Below are 22,090 nucleotides of genomic sequence, written 5' to 3'. Positions count from 1 at the left end.
TCAGTTGTACGAGCCCGGGGTGATGTCGTCCGTCGAGAACGCGTCGAAGTCGACGTAGCCGAAGTCGCCCTCGGCGTACGCGCCGTCGGATGCGAAGATCCGGTTCGGGTAGCGCTCGCTCTTGGCCTCCTCGGTCGCCTCCACCGTGATGTTGCGGTACTTGGCGAGACCGGTTCCGGCCGGGATGAGCTTACCGATGATGACGTTCTCCTTGAGACCGACCAGCGGGTCGCGCTTGCCCTCCATGGCGGCCTGCGTGAGCACGCGGGTCGTCTCCTGGAAGGACGCGGCCGACAGCCAGGACTCGGTCGCCAGCGAAGCCTTGGTGATACCCATCAGCTCCGGACGGCCCGAGGCGGGGCGCTTGCCCTCGGCCACGGCCTCGCGGTTGATCTGCTGGTAGCGCTTCAGGTCGACCATCTCACCCGGCAGCAGGTTCGTGTCGCCGTGGTCGACGACCGTGACCTTGCGCAGCATCTGGCGCACGATGACCTCGATGTGCTTGTCGTGGATCGGCACACCCTGCGAGCGGTACACGCCCTGCACGCCGCCGACGAGGTACTTCTGCACCTCGCGGGCACCCATGACGCGCATGACCTCCTTCGGGTCGAGCGTGCCGACCTGGAGCGGCTGACCGACGGTGACGTGCTGGCCGTCCTCAACGAGGAGCGTCGCACGCTTCAGCACCGGGTAGACCACCTCCTCGTCGCCGTTGTCGGGCGTCAGGATGACCTTCTTCGACTTCTCGGTCTCCTCGATCGTGATGCGGCCGTCGGCCTCGGCGATCGGGGAGGCGCCCTTCGGGGTACGCGCCTCGAAGAGCTCCTGCACACGGGGCAGACCCTGGGTGATGTCGTCCGCCGACGCGGAACCACCGGTGTGGAAGGTACGCATCGTCAGCTGGGTGCCGGGCTCACCGATCGACTGGGCGGCGATGATGCCGACGGCCTCGCCGATGTCCACGGTCTTGCCAGTGGCGAGCGAGCGGCCGTAGCACTGCGCGCAGACGCCGACGGCCGAGTCGCAGGTCAGCACCGAGCGGACCTTGATGTTCTCGACACCCAGGGCGACCAGCTTGTCGATGAGCACGTCGCCCACATCGTCGCCGGCGGATGCCAGCACCTCGCCGGCCTCGTTCACCACGTCCTCGGCGAGCGTCCGGGCGAACACCGAGTTCTCCACGTTCGCGTCGCGCACCAGCTCGCCCTGCGAGTTCGGCGCGGCGATCGGCAGCTCGAGGCCCTTGGTCGTGCCGCAGTCCTCCTCGCGGATGATGACATCCTGCGAGACGTCCACCAGACGACGGGTCAGGTAACCCGAGTCGGCGGTGCGCAGAGCGGTGTCGGCCAGACCCTTGCGGGTACCGTGCGTCGCGATGAAGTACTCCGCCACCGACAGACCCTCGCGGTACGAGGAGATGATCGGACGCGGGATGATCTCACCCTTCGGGTTGTTCACCAGACCGCGCATACCCGCGATGTTGCGGATCTGCAGCCAGTTACCACGGGCGCCCGAGGACACCATGCGGTTGATGGTGTTGTCAGCCGGGAAGTAGGCCTTCATCGCGGCCTGGACCTCGTCGGTCGCCTCGGTCCAGATCTTGATGAGCTCCTGACGACGCTCAGCGTCGGTGGTGAGACCCTTCTCGTACTGCGCCTGGACCTTCGCGGCCTGCTTCTCGTAGCCGGCGACGATCTCGGCCTTGTTCGGCGGGGTGAGGATGTCGCTGAGCGCGACGGTCACACCGGAACGGGTGGCCCAGTAGAAGCCGGCGTCCTTGATGCGGTCCAGCGTGGCGGCGGTCTCGACCTTCGGGTACTCCTCGGCGAGCTTGTTCACGATCTGCGACAGCTTGCTCTTGTCGGCGACGCCGCGCACGAACGGGTAGCCCTTCGGCAGCGCGTCGTTGAAGATCGCCTGGCCGAGCGAGGTGTCCACGAGGCCGTGGCGCTCGTAGCCCTCGGGGGCTTCGCCCTCGAGGAACGTCAGACTCGGGATGCGGATGCGGACCTTCGCCTGCAGGTCGAGGGTGCCCTCGTCCTTGGCGAGGATCGCCTCGGACACCGAGCCGAACACGCGGCCCTCGCCCTTCGCACCCTCCTTCAGGGTGGTCAGGTGGTGCAGGCCGATGATCATGTCCTGCGAGGGCAGGGTCACCGGGCGGCCGTCGGACGGCTTCAGGATGTTGTTCGAGGCGAGCATCAGGATGCGGGCCTCGGCCTGCGCCTCCACCGACAGCGGCAGGTGCACGGCCATCTGGTCGCCGTCGAAGTCCGCGTTGAACGCCGCGCAGACGAGCGGGTGCAGCTGGATGGCCTTGCCCTCGACGAGCTGCGGCTCGAACGCCTGGATGCCCAGGCGGTGCAGGGTGGGGGCGCGGTTCAGCAGCACCGGGCGCTCGCGGATGATCTCCTCGAGCACGTCCCACACCTCGGGGCGGGTGCGCTCGACGGCGCGCTTGGCGGCCTTGATGTTCTGCGAGTGACCGAGGTCGATCAGGCGCTTGATCACGAACGGCTTGAACAGCTCCAGCGCCATCTGCTTGGGCAGACCGCACTGGTGCAGCTTCAGCTGCGGACCCACGACGATGACCGAACGGCCCGAGTAGTCCACGCGCTTGCCGAGCAGGTTCTGACGGAACCGGCCCTGCTTGCCCTTGAGCATGTCGCTGAGCGACTTCAGGGCGCGGTTGCCGGTGCCGGTGACCGGGCGGCCGCGGCGGCCGTTGTCGAACAGCGCGTCGACGGCCTCCTGCAGCATCCGCTTCTCGTTGTTCACGATGATCTCGGGGGCGCCGAGGTCGATCAGACGACGCAGACGGTTGTTGCGGTTGATCACGCGACGGTACAAGTCGTTCAGGTCGGAGGTCGCGAAGCGGCCGCCGTCCAGCTGCACCATCGGACGCAGCTCCGGCGGGATCACCGGGACGACGTCGAGGACCATGGCGGCCGGGCTCATGCCGGTCTCCAGGAAGGAGTTGACGACCTTCAGTCGCTTGATCGCGCGGATCTTGCGCTGACCCTTGCCCTCGGCGATCTGCAGGCGCAGCGACTCGGCCTCGCCGGCCAGGTCGAAGGACTCGAGGCGCTTCTTGATCGCCTCGGCGCCCATGTGCGCCTCGAAGTACTGGCCGAAGCGGTCCTGCAGCTCGTGGAAGACGTCGTCCTCGGGACGCAGCGCGCCGACCTCGAGCGTGCGGAAGTCCTCCCACACGCGCTCGAGCTTGGCGATCGCCTCGTCGGCGCCCTTGCGGATCTGCGCCATCTCCTTCTCGGCGGCGTCCTTGACCTTCTTCTTGGCGTCGGCCTTGGCGCCCTCCGCCTCGAGAGCGGCGAGCTCCTCCTCCAGCTTGGCCAGGCGGGCGGCGATCTTCGCGTCGCGGCGGTCGCCGAGCGTCTTCAGCTCGAGGCGGATGTTGTTCTCCTGGGTGGCGAGGTCGCGGTGACGCGCCTCCTCGTCCACCGAGATCACCATGTAGGCGGCGAAGTAGATGACCTTCTCGAGGTCCTTCGGCGCCATGTCCAGCAGGTACCCGAGGCGCGACGGGACGCCCTTGAAGTACCAGATGTGGGTGACCGGGGCGGCGAGCTCGATGTGGCCCATGCGCTCGCGGCGGACGGAGCTCTTGGTGACCTCCACGCCGCAGCGCTCGCACACGATGCCCTTGAAGCGGACGCGCTTGTACTTGCCGCAGGCGCACTCCCAGTCGCGGGAGGGGCCGAAGATCTGCTCGCCGAAGAGCCCGTCCTTCTCGGGCTTCAGCGTGCGGTAGTTGATCGTCTCGGGCTTCTTGACCTCGCCGTACGACCATCCGCGGATGTCGTCAGCAGTGGCAAGGCCGATTCGAAGCTCATCGAAAGTGGTTGCGTCGAGCACTGGTTCTCCTGGGTAGAAAGATCTCTTGAGGCCGAGGGTCAGATCTCGTCGATCGACGCGGCTTCGAAACGGCTGGAGATGTTGATGCCGAGCTCCTCCGCGGCGCGGAAGGCCTCGTCGTCGGTGTCACGGAGGTTGACCGCCGTGCCGTCGGCCGAGAGCACCTCGACGTTCAGGCAGAGCGACTGCATCTCCTTCATGAGCACCTTGAACGACTCGGGGATGCCCGGCTCCTGGATGTTCTCGCCCTTGACGATCGCCTCGTACACCTTGACGCGGCCGAGGATGTCGTCGGACTTGATGGTGAGGAGCTCCTGCAGCGCGTACGCGGCACCGTAGGCCTCGAGGGCCCACACCTCCATCTCACCGAAGCGCTGGCCACCGAACTGGGCCTTACCGCCGAGCGGCTGCTGGGTGATCATCGAGTACGGGCCGGTGGAGCGCGCGTGGATCTTGTCGTCGACCAGGTGGTGCAGCTTCAGGATGTACATGTAGCCCACCGAGATCGGCGCCGGGAACGGCTCGCCGGAGCGGCCGTCGAACAGCGTCGTCTTGCCGGACGAGTCGATCAGGCGCTCGCCGTCGCGGGTCGGCAGCGTGGAGTCGAGGAGACCGGCGATCTCCTCCTCGCGGGCGCCGTCGAACACCGGGGTCGCGACCTTGGTGTTCGGGGCGACGTCGTACGCCTCCTTCGGGAGCTTCGCAGCCCACTCCGGGTTGCCCTCGATCTTCCAGCCCTGCTTGGCGGCCCACCCGAGGTGGGTCTCCAGCACCTGGCCGAAGTTCATGCGGCCCGGGATGCCGAGCGGGTTGAGGACCACGTCGACCGGGGTGCCGTCGGCGAGGAACGGCATGTCCTCGACCGGCAGGATCTTCGCGATGACGCCCTTGTTGCCGTGACGGCCGGCGAGCTTGTCGCCCTCGGTGATCTTGCGCTTCTGGGCGATGTAGACCACGACGCGGCGGTTCACGCCGGAGCCGAGCTCGTCGTCGCCGTCCTCGGCGTTGAACTCCTTGACCGCGATGATCGTGCCCTGCTCACCGTGCGGCACCTTGAGGGAGGTGTCGCGCACCTCGCGGCTCTTCTCGTTGAAGATCGCGCGGAGCAGGCGCTCCTCGGCGGACAGCTCGGTCTCGCCCTTCGGCGTGACCTTGCCGACGAGGATGTCGCCGGGGCGGACCTCGGCGCCGATGCGGATGATGCCGCGCTCGTCCAGGTCCTTCAGCAGCTCAGGGCTGACGTTGGGGAGGTCACGGGTGATCTCCTCCTTGCCCAGCTTGGTGTCGCGGGCGTCGACCTCGTACTCCTCGATGTGGATCGAGGAGAGGGTGTCGTCCTTCACCAGCTCCTGGCTGAGGATGATCGCGTCCTCGAAGTTGTGACCCTCCCACGGCATGAACGCCACGAGCAGGTTCTTGCCGAGCGCGAGCTCGCCGTTCTCGGTGGCGGGGCCGTCGGCGATGACCTCGCCGACCTCGACCCGCTCGCCGGCGGAGACGATCACGCGCTGGTTGTAGGAGGTGCCCTGGTTGGAGCGGTCGAACTTGCGCAGGTGGTACTCCTGCGTGCCGCCCTCGTCGAGCATGACCACGACGCGGTCGGCGGAGACCTCGCTGACCACACCGGCCTTCTCGGCGGTGATCACGTCACCGGCGTCGATCGCGGTGTAGCCCTCCATACCGGTTCCGACCAGCGGGGACTCCGAGCGCAGCAGCGGCACGGCCTGACGCTGCATGTTCGCGCCCATGAGCGCGCGCTGCGCGTCGTCGTGCTCGAGGAACGGCACGAGCGAGGTCGCCACCGACACCATCTGGCGCGGGGAGACGTCGATGTAGCCGATCTCCTCGGGGAGGAACAGGTCCACCTCGCCGCTGCCGCCCTTGGGGCGCGCGAGCACGTGGCTCTCGCGGAAGCGGCCGTCCGCGTCGAGCGGGGCGTTCGCCTGCGCGATGTTGAACTCGACCTCCTCGGCCGCGGTCAGGTAGTCGATCTGGTCGGTGACCCGGCCGTCGACGACCTTGCGGTACGGCGTCTCGATGAAGCCGAAGGCGTTGATGCGCGCGAAGGTCGCGAGCGCACCGATCAGACCGATGTTCGGGCCTTCCGGCGTCTCGATCGGGCACATGCGGCCGTAGTGCGACGGGTGCACGTCACGGACCTCGACGCCGGCGCGGTCACGGCTCAGACCACCGGGGCCCAGAGCCGAGAGGCGGCGCTTGTTGGTCAGACCCGCGAGCGGGTTGTTCTGGTCCATGAACTGGGACAGCTGCGAGGTGCCGAAGAACTCCTTGATCGCCGCCACGACGGGGCGCACGTTGATCAGGGTCTGCGGGGTGATCGCCTCGATGTCCTGCGTGGTCATGCGCTCGCGGACGACGCGCTCCATGCGGGACAGACCGGTGCGGACCTGGTTCTGGATCAGCTCGCCGACGGCGCGGATGCGGCGGTTGCCGAAGTTGTCGATGTCGTCGGTGGCGAGGCGGATCTCGGTCTTCTTGCCGCCGCGGATGCCTTCGAAGGTCTCGTCGCCGCGGTGCAGACGCACCAGGTACTTGATGGTCGCGACGATGTCCTCGACCGTGAGCACCGACTCGGTGAGCGGGGTGTCCAGGCCCAGCTTGTGGTTGATCTTGTAGCGACCCACCTTGGCCAGGTCGTAGCGCTTCGGGTTGAAGTAGAAGTTGTCCAGCAGCGCGCGGGCGGCCTCGGCGGCGACCTGCTCACCCGGACGCAGCTTGCGGTAGATGTCGCGGAGCGCGTCCTCCTTGGTGAGGATGGTGTCCTTCGCGAGGGTCTCCTCGATCGACGGGAACCCGGCGAACTCGGCGAGGATCTCCTCGCTGGTCATGCCGAGCGCCTTGAGGAAGACGGTCACGGACTGCTTGCGCTTGCGGTCGATGCGCACGCCGACCTGGTCGCGCTTGTCGATCTCGAACTCGAGCCAGGCGCCGCGGCTGGGGATGACGCGGGCGGACACGATGTCCTTGTCGCTGGTCTTGTCCGGGGTCTTGTCGAAGTAGACGCCGGGCGAGCGCACCAGCTGCGAGACGACGACGCGCTCGGAGCCGTTGATGATGAACGTGCCCTTGTCGGTCTGCAGCGGGAAGTCGCCCATGAAGACCGTCTGCGTCTTGATCTCACCGGTCTGGTGGTTCATGAACTCGGCCTCGACGTACAGCGGGGCGGCGTACGTCTTGCCGCGCTCCTTGCACTCCTCGATGGAGTACTTCTCCGGCTCGAGGTACGGGTTCGTGAACGAGAGCTGCATCGTCTCGCCGAGGTCCTCGATCGGGGAGATCTCCTCGAAGACCTCACCCAGACCGGAGATCTCGGAGACGTCGGTGCGGCCGGCGGCCTTGGCCTCGGCCACGCGCGCCTTCCAGGCGTCGTTGCCGACGAGCCAGCCGAAGGACTCGGTCTGCAGGGCGAGGAGGTCGGGGACCGTCAGCGTGTCGGAGATCTTGGCGAACGAGAGGCGGGATGCTCCGCGTCCGTTCTTGGGGGTGGTGGTGGATGTGGATGCGTTGCGAGCAGCAGCCAAGGGAATAACCTCCGTGAGCCCGGGCGGGGCTCTTCGATTCCGTGTCGTCGGTGGAGCGCGCGCTCGAATCCACCTCGCATGCACGCATCGCTCGGAGAGCGGGGCACACGACGACTGCCGACCACCATATGAGGGCAGGGAGAAACGAACGCAAAGTATCACTATAGACGCTCCGACGCGCCATGTCCACCAAGGTGCTTGACGATCGCGCCCGGCTGCGGTATCGGCCCTGAGCCTGTCGAAGGACCCTGAGCCTGTCGGACCCTGAGCCTGTCGGACCCTGAGCCTGTCGAAGGGTCCGACGCTTCGACGGGCTCAGCGTCCGACGCTTCGACGGGCTCAGCGTCCGATCGGACCCCTCAGTGCATCACGTTGCCGCGGCAGGCGTCGCCGGGGCTCGGCATCACGGCCTTCATGCCGGCCCGCACGTACTGTCCGTAGCTCTGCACGTGACCCTCGGTGATCATGTCGTCGTCGAATCCCGGCGGGTTCATCTCCACGTCGTCCGGCACGTCGTGTACTCCCCCGCCATCGCCGTGCCGCTGCTGCCGAGCACGAACACCAGCGCGAGCGCAGCACCGATCGCTGTCTTCTTCATGTCGCTTCCCATCCCCAGAGGAATCCCGGGCGCGTCCCACGGCGCCCGCGCGCGGCCGATTGCCGCACAGCACCGTTCTAGACCTGCGGATGCCCCGGCACAAGGGCTTCCCGATCCCGGCGGTGCCGGCCGCTGGGCCCGTCGACGCCGTCAGGACGCGATGCCGAGTTCGTTGCCGGGGATGGACGCGAGCAGCCGGCGCGTGTACGGGTCGCGGGGGTTCGTGAAGATCTCCTCGGAGCTCGCCGCCTCCACCAGCGCGCCGTCCTTCATCACGCAGACGTAGTCGCTGATCAGACGCACCACGGCGAGGTCGTGCGAGATGAACAGGTAGCTGAGCCCGTACTCGCGCTGGAGGTCGCCGAGGAGGGTGAGGATCTGCGCCTGCACCAGCACGTCCAGCGCCGATACCGGCTCGTCGCAGACCACCAGGTCGGGCGAGAGCGCCAGCGCCCGGGCGATCGCCACCCGCTGACGCTGCCCGCCGGACAGCTCGGACGGGTACCGCTGCAGCATCGACTGCGGCAGCGCGACGTCGTCGAGCAGCTGCCGCACGCGCGCACGCCGCTCGGCCCGGCTGCCCCGCTTGTAGAACTCCAGCGGCTCGGCGATCAGCCGCTCGATCGTGAACATCGGGTTCAGGCTGGAGTACGGGTCCTGGAACACCGGCTGCACGCGCTGGCGGAAGTCGCGGGTCTGCGCCCGGTCGAGGGCGAAGATGTCGCGGCCCTCGAAACGGATGCTGCCGGCGGTCGGCTCGATCAGCTTCAGCAGCATCCGTGCCGTGGTGGTCTTCCCGGAGCCGGACTCCCCCACGATCGCCACCGTCTCGCCGCGCGGGATCGCGAGGGAGACGTCGTCGACGGCCACGAAGTCCTCGCCGCGGCCGCGGACCGGGTACACCTTGCGGAGGTTCTCGATCTCGACGATGTTGTCCGAACTGCCGGACGCCGAGCCGTCGGACGCTGAGCCGCCGGACGCTGTGCCGTCGGACGCTGAGCCCGTCGAAGCGTCCCCCGCGTCTGCGGAGCGCCGGTACGCCTCCGGCCGCAGGCGCACGGCGGCGATCGAGGGGGCGGCCTTGACCAGGCTCTGGGTGTACGGATGCTGCGGGTCGTCGAGGATCCGCCGCGCCGGGCCCTGCTCGACCACGCGGCCGCGGTGCATCACCACCACGCGCTGGGCGCGTTCGGCGGCGAGGCCGAGGTCGTGCGTGATCAGCAGCACCGCCGTGCCGAGGTCGCGGGTCATCGTCGCGAGCTGGTCGAGGATGGTGCGCTGCACGGTGACGTCAAGGGCGCTGGTCGGCTCGTCGGCGATGAGCAGCCGCGGCCGGCAGGCCAGGCCGATCGCGATCAGCGCCCGCTGCCGCAGACCGCCGGAGAGCTCGTGCGGGTACTGCTTCGCCCGCCGCTCCGGGTCGGGCAGGCCCGCGGCGGCGAGCGCCTCGATCACCTTCTCGTGCACGTTCTGCCGGTTCGCGAGGCCGTGCGCCAGCAGCGTCTCGGCGACCTGCGTGCCGATCTTCGCCACCGGGTTGAGGTTCGACATCGGGTCCTGCGGGACCATCCCGATGTCGCGGCCGCGGATGCTGCGCAGCTCGCTCTCCGGAATGCCGACGAGCTCGCGCCCGTCCAGACGGATGCTGCCGCCGGCGACCCGCCCGCCCGAGGCGAGCAGTCCGATCACGGCCATCGCGGTGGTGGACTTGCCCGACCCGGACTCGCCCACGATCGCGACCGTCTCGCCGGGGGCGATCTCCAGATCGACGCCCTCGACGGCGTGCACCACGCCGTCGATCGTGGTGAAGTCCACGGCCAGATCGCTCACCTGCAGCAGCGGCTGCGCGGTCACGGTGTCGCGCTCGCTCATCTCTGCGCCTCCTCCTCGCGCGCTCATCGCGCCCTCGTCCGCGGGTCCATCGCCTCGCGCAGCGCCTCGCCGAACAGGGTGAAGCCCAGGGCGGTGACCGCGATGCAGATGCCGGGCAGGAACGCCAGCCACGGGGCGATCGCCAGCTCGCTCTGGGCGTAGGTCAGCATCCGTCCCCACTCCGCCGTCTCGGGACGCCCGCCGCCGAGACCGAGGAACGACAGCGCCGCCGCGTCGATGACCGCGGTGGCGAGGGTCAGCGTGCCCTGCACGATGACCGGGCCGATCGCGTTCGGCAGCACGTGCGTCATCGTGATCGCGCCGCGGCCGAGACCCAGGGTCTGCGCCGACAGCACGTACTCGGAGGTGCGCTGCTGCAGCATCGACGCGCGCAGCAGGCGGGCGAAGATCGGCACCTGCGAGGCGCCGATCGCGATCATCACCGCGGACGGCGTCTGGCCGAGGATCGCCGCGATCGACACCGCGAGCAGCAGGTTCGGCACCGACAGGATGATGTCCACGAGGCGCATGATGAGGGTGTCCACCCAGCCGCCGAACGTGCCGGCGAGCAGGCCCAGCAGCATCCCGCCGACGAGGCCGAAGGCGGTCGAGACGACGCCGACCATGAGCGACGCCTGCGCGCCCCAGATGAGCTTGGAGAGCACGTCGCCGCCGAAGCGGTCGAGGCCGAGGGGGAACTCCGGCAGCTCCCCGGGCCCGGGGATGTGCGTCGGGGTGATGTCGCTGGCGCCGGGCAGCGCGGTCTCCGGGTACGGGGCGATCAGCGGCGCGAGCGCCGCGACCAGCAGGAACACGCCGACGATGGCGGCTCCGATCCACGCGGTGGGGTTGCGGCGGATGCGGCGGAACACGTCCCGCCAGAAGCCGCCCGGTCCCTTCTTCAGGCCGGCCTGCGCCACCGCGACGGTGTCGACGACCTCGCCCTCGGCCATGGGCCCCTGGGCCGGTGGGAGGACTGCGCTCATCACTGCACCCTCACTCTCGGGTCGATCAGGCTGTACGAGATGTCCACCGCGAGGTTGATCAGCGCGTACGCGATCGCGATGAAGATGATGAAGCCCTGCAGCACCGGGAAGTCGCGCGCGAAGATCGCCCGCGCCAGGAACGATCCGATGCCGGGGAAGGCGAACACCGTCTCGGTGAGCACCGCCCCCGAGATCAGCAGGCCGGTCTGCAGGCCGATCGTGGTGATCACCGGCAGCATGGCGTTGCGCAGGATGAACCGGCTGCGCAGGGTGCTCTGGGTCACGCCCTTGGCCTTGCCGGTGCGGACGTAGTCGGCGTTCTGCACCTCCAGCACGCTGGCGCGCGTGATCCGCACGATGATCGCCAGCGGGATGGTGCCGAGGGCGAGCGCCGGCAGGACGAGGTGCAGGATCGCGTCCCACGCGGCGTCGAACTCTCCGGTGATGATGCCGTCCCAGACGTAGAACCCGGTGACGTGCGTGGCGTCGATGCGCGGGTTCTGCCGGCCGTCCGACGGCAGCCAGCCCAGCTCCACCGCGAACACGTACTTCAGGATGAACGCCAGGAAGAACACCGGGATCGTGATGCCGACCAGGCTCAGCACCACCGCGGAGTGGTCGCTGAACCTGCCGTGCCGGCGCGCGGCCCAGTATCCGAGGGGGATGCCCACGCCGACGGCGAAGATCAGCGCGAGCACGCTGAGCTCGATCGTCGCCGGGAAGCGGCGGAAGAACTCCTCCACGACGGGGCGCGAGGTCACGATCGACGCGCCGAAGTCGCCCTGCAGCAGCCGTCCGATCCACGTGACGTACTGCTCGATCAGGGGCCGGTCGAAGCCGTAGAGCCGATTGACCCGCTCCACGGCATCCGGCGTCGCCTTCTCGCCGAGAAGCGCGACCGCGGGGCCGCCGGGCAGGGCCCTGACCCACGCGAACAGGAGGATGCTCAGGCCGAAGAGGGTGGGGATGAGGAACAGCAGTCGCCTGCCGATGGTGCGCAGCACGAAGTATCTCCGATCGTCGCCACGGTCCCCTCTCCCGGCCGGAAGGCGACCGGGAGAGGGACGCGGCCGGGCATCACTCGGTCAGGACGATGTCCGTGAACACCTCGTCGTTCACCGGGCTCGCCGGGTAGCTCTTCACCCGCGGCGAGAACGCCAGGGTCGGAGCCGGGTGGGCGAGCGGAACGCCCGGGATGAACTGCGCGACGTCCTCGTTGATCTCCTCGTACAGCGGGGTCTGCTCCTCCAGGCTCGAGATGCCCCGGGCCTCGGTCAGCTTCTGGAACAGCTCCGGGTTGTCGAAGCCCCACTCGGAGCTGGGCTGCCCGAAGAAGACGCCGACGAAGTTGTCGGTGTCGTTGTAGTCGCCGGTCCAGCCGAGCAGGTGGATGCCGTGGTCGGGGGTGCCGGTGATCTTGTCCAGGTAGTCCGGGCTCCAGGCATCCGTCTCCGGCGTGATCTGCACCCCGACCTCCTCGAGCTGCTTCGAGAGGACGGTGAAGATCTGCTCCGGGTTCGGCATGTACGGACGCGACACGTTGACCGGGTAGTTGAAGGTCAGGCTGAGCGGGTTCTCGGCGGTGAAGCCGGCCTCCGCGAGGAGAGCCTTGGCCTTCTCCGGGTCGTACTCGTACGTGGTCACGTCGGGGTTGTAGCCGTTGACGACCTCGGGGACGAACTGCGTCGCCTTCTGCGTGCCCTCAGGGAGCACCTGCTTGATCAGCGCGTCCTTGTCGATCGCGTGCGACAGCGCCTGCCGGACGCGGATGTCCTGCAGCTCCGGGACGGCCTGGTTGAAGCCGAGGTACAGGATCGTGAACGGCGGGCGGGACACCATCGTGAACCCGGCCTCCTCGAGCGCCTTGGTGTCGGCCGGGCCGACCAGGTCGTAGCCGTCGATGTCGCCGGCCTCGAGCGCCTGCCGGCGGGCGGTGGGCTCGCCGATCACCCGGAAGATGATCTCCTCGATCTGGCCCTGCTCGCCCCAGTAGTCCTCGTAGGCGGTCAGCGTGACGTTCTCGCCCGTGCTCCACGACTCGAACTTGAACGGGCCGGTGCCGACCGGGTGCGCCTTGGCGTACTCGGAGAGCACGGGCGCCTCGGCGGTGCCGCCCACCTCGTCGGCGCCGAACTCCTTCAGCGCGGACGGGCTCTGCATGCCGAACGCCGGCAGCGACAGGGAGGCCACGAACCCCGCGAACGGCTTGTTCAGCTCGATCGTCACCGAGTGCTCGCCGTCGGGCGTACAGGACTTGTAGACGGCGTCGGCCGGGTTGGAGGCGTAGCCCTTGAACAGCTTGTTGTAGTAGTAGCCGAGCGCCTCGGAGGCCAGCAGCCCGGTCCAGTTGTACCAGCGGTCGAAGTTGTAGCAGACGGCCTCGGCGTTGAACGGGGTGCCGTCGTGGAAGGTGACGCCCTCTTTCAGGGTGAAGGTGTGGGTCATGCCGTCCTCGGACGACTCCCACTCCTCGGCGAGCAGCGGGGCCGGGTCGGCCGTGCCGGGCTTGGTGCCGACCAGGCCCTCGAAGATCTGGCGGGAGACGCGGAACGTCTCGCCGTCCTGGGCGATGGCGGGGTCGAGGCTGGCCGGGTCCGCGGATGCCGCGAACACGAAGGTCGTGTCGACCTCGGCGGCGCCCTCGTCGCCGTTGTCGTCGTCGCGCTGGCTCGCGACGCATCCGGACAGCAGCATCGCCGCGACGGCGGCTCCGGCGACGGCGATCAGCCGTCCCCGACGCGTGGGTGAGTAGTGCATGGTGTGCCTTCCCTTGAACGCTTCATTGCGCGCATCGGATGCGGCGTCGCATCCGCACACGTGATGAAATCGACGCTACCCACGACCGCGTGACATTCCAACTCACCACGGTTGCGATCCGGTATCGGCTTCCGCGCTCCCCGGTCCCTCCCCGGCCGTCCCGGGCACTCCCGGTCGTTGAGCGAGGACGGCGAAGCCGACCGAGACGAAACGCCCCGCCCCCGCCGACCCCGCCCTTCCGCGTACCCTCATCTCATGGGACGAGCACGCGGCCGGGACGCCGAGCACCCCCGCATCCGCCTCGATCATGGCGGCGTCGTCGAGATCGCCCCGTCCGAGTTCACCCGCGGCTTCGAGCTGATCGTCGACGGCACGCCCCAGTCGCACGTCGACCTCGACGACCCGACGCACCTGCATTTCGAGTACATCGTCCGGATGGGCGCGGTGATCGACCAGCTCGGCGAGCCCGGGCAACCGCTCACCGCGGTGCACCTCGGCGCCGGAGCGCTCACGCTCCCCCGTTACATCGAGGCGACCCGCCCCGGTTCGCGGCAGCAGGTGATCGAGCTCGAGGCCCCGCTCGTGCAGCTGGTGCGCGAGGAGCTCCCCCTGCCGCGGGGCGCGGCCATCCGCACCCGCATCGGCGACGCCCGCGAGGGTTTGAAGCGCCTGCCGCCCGCGCTGAAGGGGCGGTGCGATCTCGTCGTCTCGGACGTCTACTCCGGGGCGCGGACACCCGCGCACCTGACCAGCGTCGAGTTCTACCGCGAGCTGTCCGCGCTCCTCGCGCCGCCCGGCGTGCTGCTCGTGAACGTCGCCGACGGACCCGGCCTCGCCTTCGCGCGCCGCCAGGTCGCGACCGTGGCGGCGGTGTTCTCCGACGTGGCGCTGCTCGCCGACACCCAGGTCCTCAAGGGGCGTCGGTTCGGGAACCTCGTCATCGCGGCATCCGCCACATCGCTGCCGACCGCGTGGCTGCCGCGGATGCTCGCCGCCGGGCCGCACCCGGCGAAGATCGCGCAGGGTGACGAGATCGCGGCGTTCGCCGAGGGAGCGCGCATCGTCACGGATGCGGATGCCGTGGACTCGCCGCGACCGGACGCCTCGGTGTTCCTGCGCTGAGCCGCCGGAGCGCCCGGGGGCGTGACGCGGGAGACGGCGGATGCGGCACGCGCCGGGCGTGCCTCAGAGGGTTCCCGGGTCGGCCAGGCAGACTGGAAAGGACGTCGCGGAGAGAGGAGCCACCGGTCATGGGTTTCATCAAGGGTTACGACCCCGAGACGCTTCGTGAACTGGTGGACCCCCGGGAGTGCGCCGACCGGCTGGCCGAGATCGAGCAGCAGCGCAGCATCCCCGCCCTGCTGGAGCGCGTCTGGCTGCTGAAGGTGCTCGGCCGCCTGGACGACGCGCTCGTGCTGGCCGAGGAGACCGTGCGGCAGGCGCGCATGGCCGGCACCCGGAAGGATGTGCTCCGGGCCAGGGTGCTGCACGCGACCGTGCTGCAGTACCGCGGCGCCCACGCCGCCGCCGAGCAGGAGCTGGCGACGTGCGCGAACGAGGCCGAGGGACAGCGCTGGGCCGGCATCGCCGCGTTCGCCCACCAGCACCATGGCAAGAACGCGTACGACGCCGGCGACTACGAGCAGGCGCGCGAGAGCTTCAAGCGCTGGCTGTTCCTGCGCCGCGAGTCCGGTGCGGACGACAGCGAGCTGGAGACCGCGCTGCTCGCGATCGAGGCCGTGGAGCGGCGCCGCACGTCCGAGCCCGTCAGCGTCTGACACCCTTTGCCCCCGCTCGCTTCCCCGGTCGCCGAGCGAGCAGCGTTTCCCGGTCGTTGAGCGAGCACCGCCGCCGGGAGAATCCCGCATTCCCCAGCACCCTCCGCGGTGCGATTTCCTCCTCGCGACGCCGAGCGCGATCACCGCCAGGAGAATCCTGCGCCCCACAGCCCCCTCCGCCGTGCGGTTTCCTCCCGGCGGCATCCGCTCCGCCGCGCACCCGGGCCTCTCCTCGCCGTCGTTGAGCAAGCGCGCCGCAGGCGGAGCGAGACGAAACGCGCCCGATGTCGGAGATCCGTTCTAGTCTGAGCGCATGGCAGATCTGGACCGGGTGCGCGTCTGGGGCGAGGCACTGATCAGGCTCCACCTCGACGAGTCCTGGTCGTTCGGCTTCGACCACGCCAAGCGCCGGGCCGGTGCCTGCCACTACCAGACCAAGACGATCACCGTCTCCCGCTACCTCGCCGCCCGGTTCGACGACGACGAGATCCACCAGGTGCTGCTGCACGAGGTCGCCCATGCGCTCGCCGGTCATGCCGCCGCACACGGTCCCGCGTGGAGGCGGGTGGCCCGCGAGCTGGGCTACGTCGGCGGAACGACCCACACCGGGGAGACGGCGGTGGAGCTCGCGCCGTGGATCGGTCGCTGCCCGGCGGGCCACATCGCGTACCGGCATCGCCGTCCCACGCGTGCCACGTCGTGCGCCAAGTGCTCGCGGCGCTTCGACCAGCGCTACCTGTTCGAGTGGACCCGCCGCGAGATCACGCCGGCCGACCGACTCGCCGCCATGCGTCCACGCTGACCTTCTCCCCGAGGCGGCACCGCCGCCCGCCCGCAGCCACAATGTGTCACGTCCGACCACTGCGGACAGCCGAAACCGACCGATGGCGCCACAATGTGGCGGGGAACCGGCCGCGCGCCGTCAGGGCGTGGGAGCGGTGGCCGACCTGCGGCGGACGACGGATGCCAGGGCCCGCCACCCGAGCAGGAGCACCGCGAGCGTGAGCGTCGCCACGATGACGAACGGCAACTGCGCCGTGGCGCCGGATGCCAGCCGCAGCAGCATCCCGCCGACGACGGTGACGACCCACACGACGGCGCCCCACCTCAACGACCAGGGTCGGCGCGGGCGCCCCGGCAGGAGCGCGGCCAGGAGGTGCCCCGCGGCGAGCGCGGCCAGGAACGGCCAGGCGGTGAGGAGGAATCCCGACGGATCCTCGGCGTGAGATGCTCGCCCGATCACGGCGAACACGAGGACGAGGGCGGCGTCGACGATGAGCGCGGGGAGGTACCTCATAGCGCTGACCCTACGCCGCGGCATCCGGGAACGTCGGCGGCGCGCGAGCGATCAGGCGAAAGCGACGAAGACGCCGTCCCGCAGCACGGGTACCGCGTCGACCGCGTCCAGTTCCGCCGCCTGCGCGACGGTGACGGGATGGATGCCGGCGTCCGCCATCCGCTCCGTGGACGGAACGCCCTCGGCGAGCTCCCTGCCGGAGCCGCCGGCTGACAGCAGGTGCCGCAGCGCGCGCCGCAGTGCCCGGAACGACTCGGATGCGGCGGCGGCCTCCGGCGAGCTGTGGTCGATGCCGAGATCCGACAGCGCGGCGATCACCGCTCCAGCGCCGAGCTGGTCCTCCACCGCGAAGCGGAGCGTGTCGTCCGGTGCGCGTTCTCCGGCCGCGATGACGGCGACCGATGTGCGGGCACCGCGGCGCTCCTGCTCGGCCATCACCGCGCGAGCCGTCGCCGCCGCGTTGCGGAGCGAGCCGAGCAGCACCGTCCCGGCATCCGCTGCGGCCGCGACGGCGGCACCGTTGATCGACCACGGGATCGCAGCCTCGAGCTCGACGGTGCCGCCTGCGGCGACGAGGTCGGCGACCGTCGACGAGAACCGCAGCACGTCGACGACCACGACGACGTCGGCCGGAGCGAGCCGGGCGAGGCCCTCGGCGCCCCATTCGAAGCGCACCTGATACGTGGACTGGTCGAACGGGGACGGCATCCGTCCAGCCTATGCGCGGATCCCCGCGAGGCGGGGAACCCGCCCGGGCATGCGCGTCGGGGCGGATGCGGGAATCTCCCCGCGACCAGGACGTCCCCCGCCGCAGGGAGAAGAACGCACCCCGCCGGGCATCCGCAGGTGCGGGAACCTCCCCGCGACGAGGGAACCCGGCCCCGCCCGCGGCCCACCCGCCTCAGTCCGCGGCGAGCGCCTCCACCGGCGATACCCGCGTGGCGAGGCGGGTCGGGGTGACCGCGGCGACCACGGTGAGCACGGCGGTCGCGGCGACGATCACCGCCACCGGAATCCAGGGCACCGCCGGCAGCACGAGTCCGGCGGGCTGGAACTCCGGCAGCGTCGGCACCGACCCGAGCAGCGACTGCGCCGCGATCCAGCCGTACGCGATTCCGAGCACGAGCCCGGTGAGGGTCGACGCCAGGGTGATGTGCAGCGCCTCGAGCAGCACCATCCGGCGCACCTGCCCCGCGGTGAGGCCGATCGCCCGCAGCAGCCCGAGCTCCCGCTTGCGCTGCACCACCCCGATGGTGAGCAGGTTCACCAGCCCGACCGAGGCGATCACGGCCGACACCGCGACGAGCACCATCATCACCGAGGCGAACCCGTCCATCGGCGCGATGAACGCCTGTGCCATCTCGTCGGACGACATCTGCCCCTCCATCTGCCCCATCATCAGCGCCTTCGTCGTCTCCAGCGCCACCGCGAACATCGTGACGAGCGTGACGCCCATCACGACGCCGATGGCCATCCGGCTCGAGCGCTCGGGGTGACGCAGGGCGTTCTCGGCAGCCAGGCGCGCGGTCGCGCTGTCGCCGAGCATCCGTCCGACCAGGCGCAGCACCGGCGGCATCACGAGCACCGCGCCGGTCGCCAGGCCGGTGAACGACAGGATGCCGCCGAAGAACGCGACCACGACGCCGAGCGGCGTCACAAGGCCGAGCGCCATCCCCGCCGCGAGCAGGCCGATGCCCAGCAGCAGCAGGATGAGGGCACCGACGTGACGGGCCGGGCGGGTGGCGACCTCCTCGTGCGAGCGCTCCACCGAGCCGCCCAGCGCCTGCAGCGGCGTGACCGTCAGCACGCGGCGCGACCCGACCCAGGCCGCCAGCCAGGTGGTGACGGCGACGCCGACGACGGGCAGCACGAGCGCCGGCTGGGCGAGGGTGAACGTATCCGGGGTCCGCTCGAGCAGCCGCTCCCCCACGAGCACCCCGAGGGCCGAGAGGCCGAGACCGGATGCCAGCCCGACGGCTGCGCCGATGATCCCGACGACGAAGCCCTGCCCGGCGACCTCGCTGCGCTGCGACCGTGCGGATGCCCCGATCAGGCGCATCAGCGCGATGCGGCGCGTCCGTCCGGCGATGATCGTGGAGAAGGTGTTCGCGGTGACGATCGCCGCGACGTACATCGCGACTCCGGTGAGCAGCACGGACAGGATCGCGACGACCGCGGCGAGCGTCCCGCTGTCGCCGATGAACGGGTCGGACTTCAGCAGGTCGCCCGTGTAGACGGTGACCTCGACGAGGAACACGCCGAACGCGGAGGCCAGCGCGGCGACGAGGATGCTGGCACCCATGCCGCGATCACGCAGCCACGCCAGCCGCGCCGGCCGGGGGCGCTCGAGGATCGCCTCGGCCACCAGCGCGGTCACGCCGCCACCTCCGCCGCGAGCATGTACGAGGCGATCTGCTCCGCGGTCTGCCGCGGGTGGTCGGCCACGATCCGGCCGTCGCCGAGGAACAGCACGCGGTCCGCGTGACTCGCGGCGATGGCGTCGTGGGTGACCATCGCGATCGACTGCCCGTGGTCACGGCTGGCCGCGGCGAGGAGCTTCAGCACCTCGCGTCCGGTCGCGGAGTCGAGGTTGCCGGTGGGCTCGTCGGCGAAGACGAGGTCGGGCGCGGTGGCGAGGGCGCGGGCGATCGCGACCCGCTGCTGCTGCCCGCCGGACAGCTGGTGCGGGCGGTGCCTCAGCCGGGCGCCCAGGCCGAGCGTATCGACGAGGTCGTCGATCCGCGCCCGCTCGATCGCGCTCGGTCGGCGGCCGTCGAGCTCGAACGGCAGCAGGATGTTCCCCAGCACGTCGAGGGTCGGCACGAGGTTGAAGGCCTGGAAGATGAACCCCACGCGGCGGCGGCGAAGGATCGTCATGTCCAGGTCGCCGAGGCCGGTGATCTCGGTGTCGCCGATCCACACCCGCCCCTCGGTGGGGGCGTCGAGCCCGGCCATGATGTGCATGAGCGTGGACTTGCCCGAACCGGACGGCCCCATGATCGCGGTGAACTGGCCCCGGCGGATGCCGACGCTGACGTCGTCGAGCGCCCGCACCCCCGCATCGCCGGTGCCGTAGGTCTTGGTGAGGTGCTGGACGCGGGCGGCGAGCCCGAGGCCCGAGGTCGTGATCTCCATGCCTCCGACGCTATTTTCCAGGCCCCGCCCGACACATCGCCCCGGGGATGCATCCGTCGTACATCCGCAGGATGATCATCCCCCTCGTGACGCCGCCCCGCATCCACATGAACAGCCACATCGTGTCGCGTTCCGCAGGTGCCCGCCACGGCAACCCACCCGAACGGACACATTGTGTCCCGATCGGCGGGTGACCTTCGCAACCCACCCGAAGCGACACATTGTGTCCCGATCGGCGGGTGCCGGGCGTGACAACCAGCAGGAAGGGACACAATGTGTCGTGTCTGGGGGGTCAGGCCAGTCCGTGCTCGAAGGCGAAGACGACCAGCTGCACGCGGTCGCGCAGTGCCAGCTTGGTGAGGATGCGGGAGATGTGGGTCTTCACGGTCGCCTCGCTGAGGAACTCGCGCGCCGCGATCTCGGCGTTCGACAGGCCGCGCGCCGCGAGGGCGAAGATCTCGCGCTCCCGATCGGTGAGGTCGGCGTACTCCGGCGGAACCGGCGTCGTCTGCGCCGTGAAGTGCGCGAACAGCTCGCGGGTGGCGGATGCCGCGATCACGCTCGATCCGGCGTGCACCGTGCGGATCGCGGCGAGCAGGAACTCCGGGTCGGCGTCCTTGAGCAGGAAGCCGCTCGCACCCTGCTGGATCGCCCGCGCCGCCGACTCGTCGAGGTCGAAGGTCGTGAGCATCACGATCCGGGGCGCATCGGGGGCGGCGAGGATGCGGGAGGTCGCGGTGAGGCCGTCCATCACCGGCATCCGGATGTCCATGAGCACCACATCCGGCCGGGTCGCCGCGACCACGCCGAGCGCCTCCTGCCCGTCCCCGGCCTCGCCGACGACGTCCATGTCGGGTTGGGACGCCACGAGCATCCGGACGCCGGCACGGAACAGCGCCTGGTCGTCCACGAGCACGACCCTGATCATGCGTTCCTCCTGCTGCGGCGCGGCAGCGCCCTCGATGGTGTATCCCGGCGCGACAGTGCGCGCGGTGCGGCTCGACGGCGCCGCGGACGGTCGACGGCCGCGGTCATGGCCCGACCGGCGGCACGATGGGTAGCGTGGCGCGGACGATGAACCGCCCGGCATCCCTCCCCGCCGTCAGCGTACCGCCCACGAGCTGCGCGCGTTCCCGCATGCCGATCAGCCCGTGGCCGCCCGGCGCCGGCGCGGCGGATCCGGCCACCCCGTTCGCCACCTCCAGGTCCACCCGGTCCGGCCACCACGACAGTCGCACGTCGACGTCGCCGGTCCCGTGCCGGAGGGCGTTCGTCAGCGCCTCCTGCAGGATGCGGTACACCGCCAGCTGGATCGCCCCGGGCGGCTCGCCGGGAGGGGTCGGGGCGACCGTGACCCGCGGCTCGACGCCGGCTTGCCGCACCTGCGCGAACAGCGCCTCGAGGTCGGCCAGCGTCGGCTGCGGGCCGTCGCCCTGGCGGTGGCGGAGCTGGGTGAGCAGCATCCGCACGTCCGACAGCGCCCCGCGCGCCGTCTGTGCGATGGTGCCGAGCGCTTCGGACGCGACGGCGGGGTCGGATGCCGCGGCGTACCGCGCCCCGTCGGCCTGGGCGATCACGGCGGCGAGCGAGTGCGCCACGACGTCGTGCATGTCGCGGGCGATGCGCACCCGCTCCTGCTCCTCGGCGGCGACCGTCTCCGCGCGCAGCTGGGCCTCGCGGGTGGCGCGGCCGCGCAGCACGACGCGCCAGAGCACGCCGGCTCCCCAGGACAGCACCAGTGCGAGGACGGCGCTGGTGCCGATCAGCCCGCCGACGGTCACCAGGCGCAGCCCGGTCGTGGTGTCGACCACCGTCGGCCCGAACTGCAGCAGCGCGATGTAGAAGCCGGCGATCACGCCGCCGGCGACCGCCGACCCGGCACCGACCCACATCAGCGTGCGGCTGCCCCAGGCGGCCGTGGCGAAGAGCACGCCGAACACGGCGATGTCGAACACGGCGGCGGGGAAACCGCAGGCCATCTGCACGATCGCCGCACCCCAGGCGATGAGCAGCGCCAGGCTCGGCGAGGTCCGGCTGATCGCCGCGGCGCCCCACATCACAGCGCCGACGAGCACGAACAGGGCGATCGCGACGCTCTCCGGCGCGACCCATGCGCTGGGCGAGCCGACGGCGAAGGCGAACGACAGCGGCATCGTGATCGCGAAGCCGAGCACGCTGCCGACGATGTCGAGCACGAGCCAGACGCGGGGGACGGAGCGGATCACTCCCCCACGCTACGGGAGCGTCGC

Annotated in this window: 16 protein-coding genes; 3 read left to right on the top strand and 13 right to left on the bottom strand. The window is 70.2% G+C overall.

Annotated elements, in window-relative coordinates:
• From rpoC to JRG78_RS02010, 7 genes are all read right to left on the bottom strand, one after another.
• Complete coding sequence (gene rpoC / locus JRG78_RS02040) at positions 1-3,876, bottom strand: DNA-directed RNA polymerase subunit beta' (RefSeq protein WP_272653561.1); 3,876 nt, start codon at positions 3,874-3,876, stop codon at positions 1-3.
• A gap of 38 nt (positions 3,877-3,914) precedes the next feature.
• The gene (gene rpoB, locus JRG78_RS02035) at positions 3,915-7,418 is read right to left on the bottom strand and encodes a DNA-directed RNA polymerase subunit beta (protein ID WP_272653560.1); all 3,504 of its coding nucleotides are present in this window, start codon (positions 7,416-7,418) and stop codon (positions 3,915-3,917) included.
• Between the two features lie 359 nt (positions 7,419-7,777).
• The gene (locus JRG78_RS02030) at positions 7,778-7,930 is read right to left on the bottom strand and encodes a hypothetical protein (RefSeq protein ID WP_272653559.1); all 153 of its coding nucleotides are present in this window, start codon (positions 7,928-7,930) and stop codon (positions 7,778-7,780) included.
• 236 nt (positions 7,931-8,166) lie between these two features.
• Positions 8,167-9,888, bottom strand: coding sequence for an ABC transporter ATP-binding protein (locus JRG78_RS02025; RefSeq protein ID WP_272653558.1), 1,722 nt, complete (start codon positions 9,886-9,888; stop codon positions 8,167-8,169).
• Between the two features lie 23 nt (positions 9,889-9,911).
• On the bottom strand, positions 9,912-10,874 hold the full coding sequence (locus JRG78_RS02020) for an ABC transporter permease (protein WP_259607336.1): 963 nt from the start codon (positions 10,872-10,874) through the stop codon (positions 9,912-9,914).
• Positions 10,874-11,878, bottom strand: a complete 1,005-nt coding sequence (locus JRG78_RS02015) for an ABC transporter permease (protein WP_259607335.1) — start codon at positions 11,876-11,878, stop codon at positions 10,874-10,876. The genes JRG78_RS02020 and JRG78_RS02015 overlap by 1 nt, the downstream gene beginning before the upstream one ends.
• Positions 11,879-11,951: 73 nt before the next feature.
• Positions 11,952-13,631, bottom strand: coding sequence for an ABC transporter substrate-binding protein (locus tag JRG78_RS02010; RefSeq protein ID WP_259607334.1), 1,680 nt, complete (start codon positions 13,629-13,631; stop codon positions 11,952-11,954).
• 255 nt (positions 13,632-13,886) lie between these two features.
• Here JRG78_RS02010 and JRG78_RS02005 point away from each other — a divergent pair, with 255 nt between their 5' ends.
• The 3 genes from JRG78_RS02005 to JRG78_RS01995 all read left to right on the top strand — a co-directional run bounded on the left by JRG78_RS02005 (position 13,887) and on the right by JRG78_RS01995 (position 16,211).
• Positions 13,887-14,753, top strand: a complete 867-nt coding sequence (locus tag JRG78_RS02005) for a spermidine synthase (protein WP_259607333.1) — start codon at positions 13,887-13,889, stop codon at positions 14,751-14,753.
• Positions 14,754-14,881: 128 nt separating this feature from the next.
• Positions 14,882-15,409 carry a hypothetical protein gene (locus JRG78_RS02000; RefSeq protein WP_259607332.1) on the top strand — a complete coding sequence of 176 codons (528 nt, stop codon included), beginning with the start codon at positions 14,882-14,884 and terminating at the stop codon, positions 15,407-15,409.
• A gap of 313 nt (positions 15,410-15,722) precedes the next feature.
• Positions 15,723-16,211, top strand: a complete 489-nt coding sequence (locus tag JRG78_RS01995; protein WP_259607331.1) for a SprT-like domain-containing protein — start codon at positions 15,723-15,725, stop codon at positions 16,209-16,211.
• A gap of 120 nt (positions 16,212-16,331) precedes the next feature.
• Here JRG78_RS01995 and JRG78_RS01990 read toward each other — a convergent pair whose 3' ends face one another.
• From JRG78_RS01990 to JRG78_RS01965, 6 genes are all read right to left on the bottom strand, one after another.
• Positions 16,332-16,706 (bottom strand): DUF3054 domain-containing protein, encoded by a 375-nt coding sequence (locus JRG78_RS01990; RefSeq protein WP_259607330.1) that lies wholly within the window; start codon positions 16,704-16,706, stop codon positions 16,332-16,334.
• Between the two features lie 51 nt (positions 16,707-16,757).
• Entirely contained in the window at positions 16,758-17,414 is a 657-nt protein-coding gene (locus tag JRG78_RS01985) for a 2-phosphosulfolactate phosphatase (RefSeq protein WP_259607329.1), read from the bottom strand.
• Between the two features lie 193 nt (positions 17,415-17,607).
• The gene (locus tag JRG78_RS01980; RefSeq protein ID WP_432806430.1) at positions 17,608-19,083 is read right to left on the bottom strand and encodes an FtsX-like permease family protein; all 1,476 of its coding nucleotides are present in this window, start codon (positions 19,081-19,083) and stop codon (positions 17,608-17,610) included.
• Positions 19,080-19,841 (bottom strand): ABC transporter ATP-binding protein, encoded by a 762-nt coding sequence (locus JRG78_RS01975; RefSeq protein ID WP_259607328.1) that lies wholly within the window; start codon positions 19,839-19,841, stop codon positions 19,080-19,082. The genes JRG78_RS01980 and JRG78_RS01975 overlap by 4 nt, the downstream gene beginning before the upstream one ends.
• A gap of 292 nt (positions 19,842-20,133) precedes the next feature.
• Complete coding sequence (locus JRG78_RS01970) at positions 20,134-20,769, bottom strand: response regulator (protein WP_259607327.1); 636 nt, start codon at positions 20,767-20,769, stop codon at positions 20,134-20,136.
• Positions 20,770-20,872: 103 nt separating this feature from the next.
• A complete protein-coding gene (locus tag JRG78_RS01965) occupies positions 20,873-22,066 on the bottom strand; it encodes a histidine kinase (protein ID WP_259607326.1) in 1,194 nt (397 codons plus the stop codon).
• Positions 22,067-22,090: the final 24 nt, after the last annotated feature.

It is taken from the genome of Microbacterium sp. EF45047 (assembly GCF_028472845.1).
Lineage (GTDB): Bacteria > Actinomycetota > Actinomycetes > Actinomycetales > Microbacteriaceae > Microbacterium > Microbacterium neungamense.
Note: the sequence above shows the minus strand (reverse complement) of the source record. Positions and strands in the feature narration are given on the sequence as shown.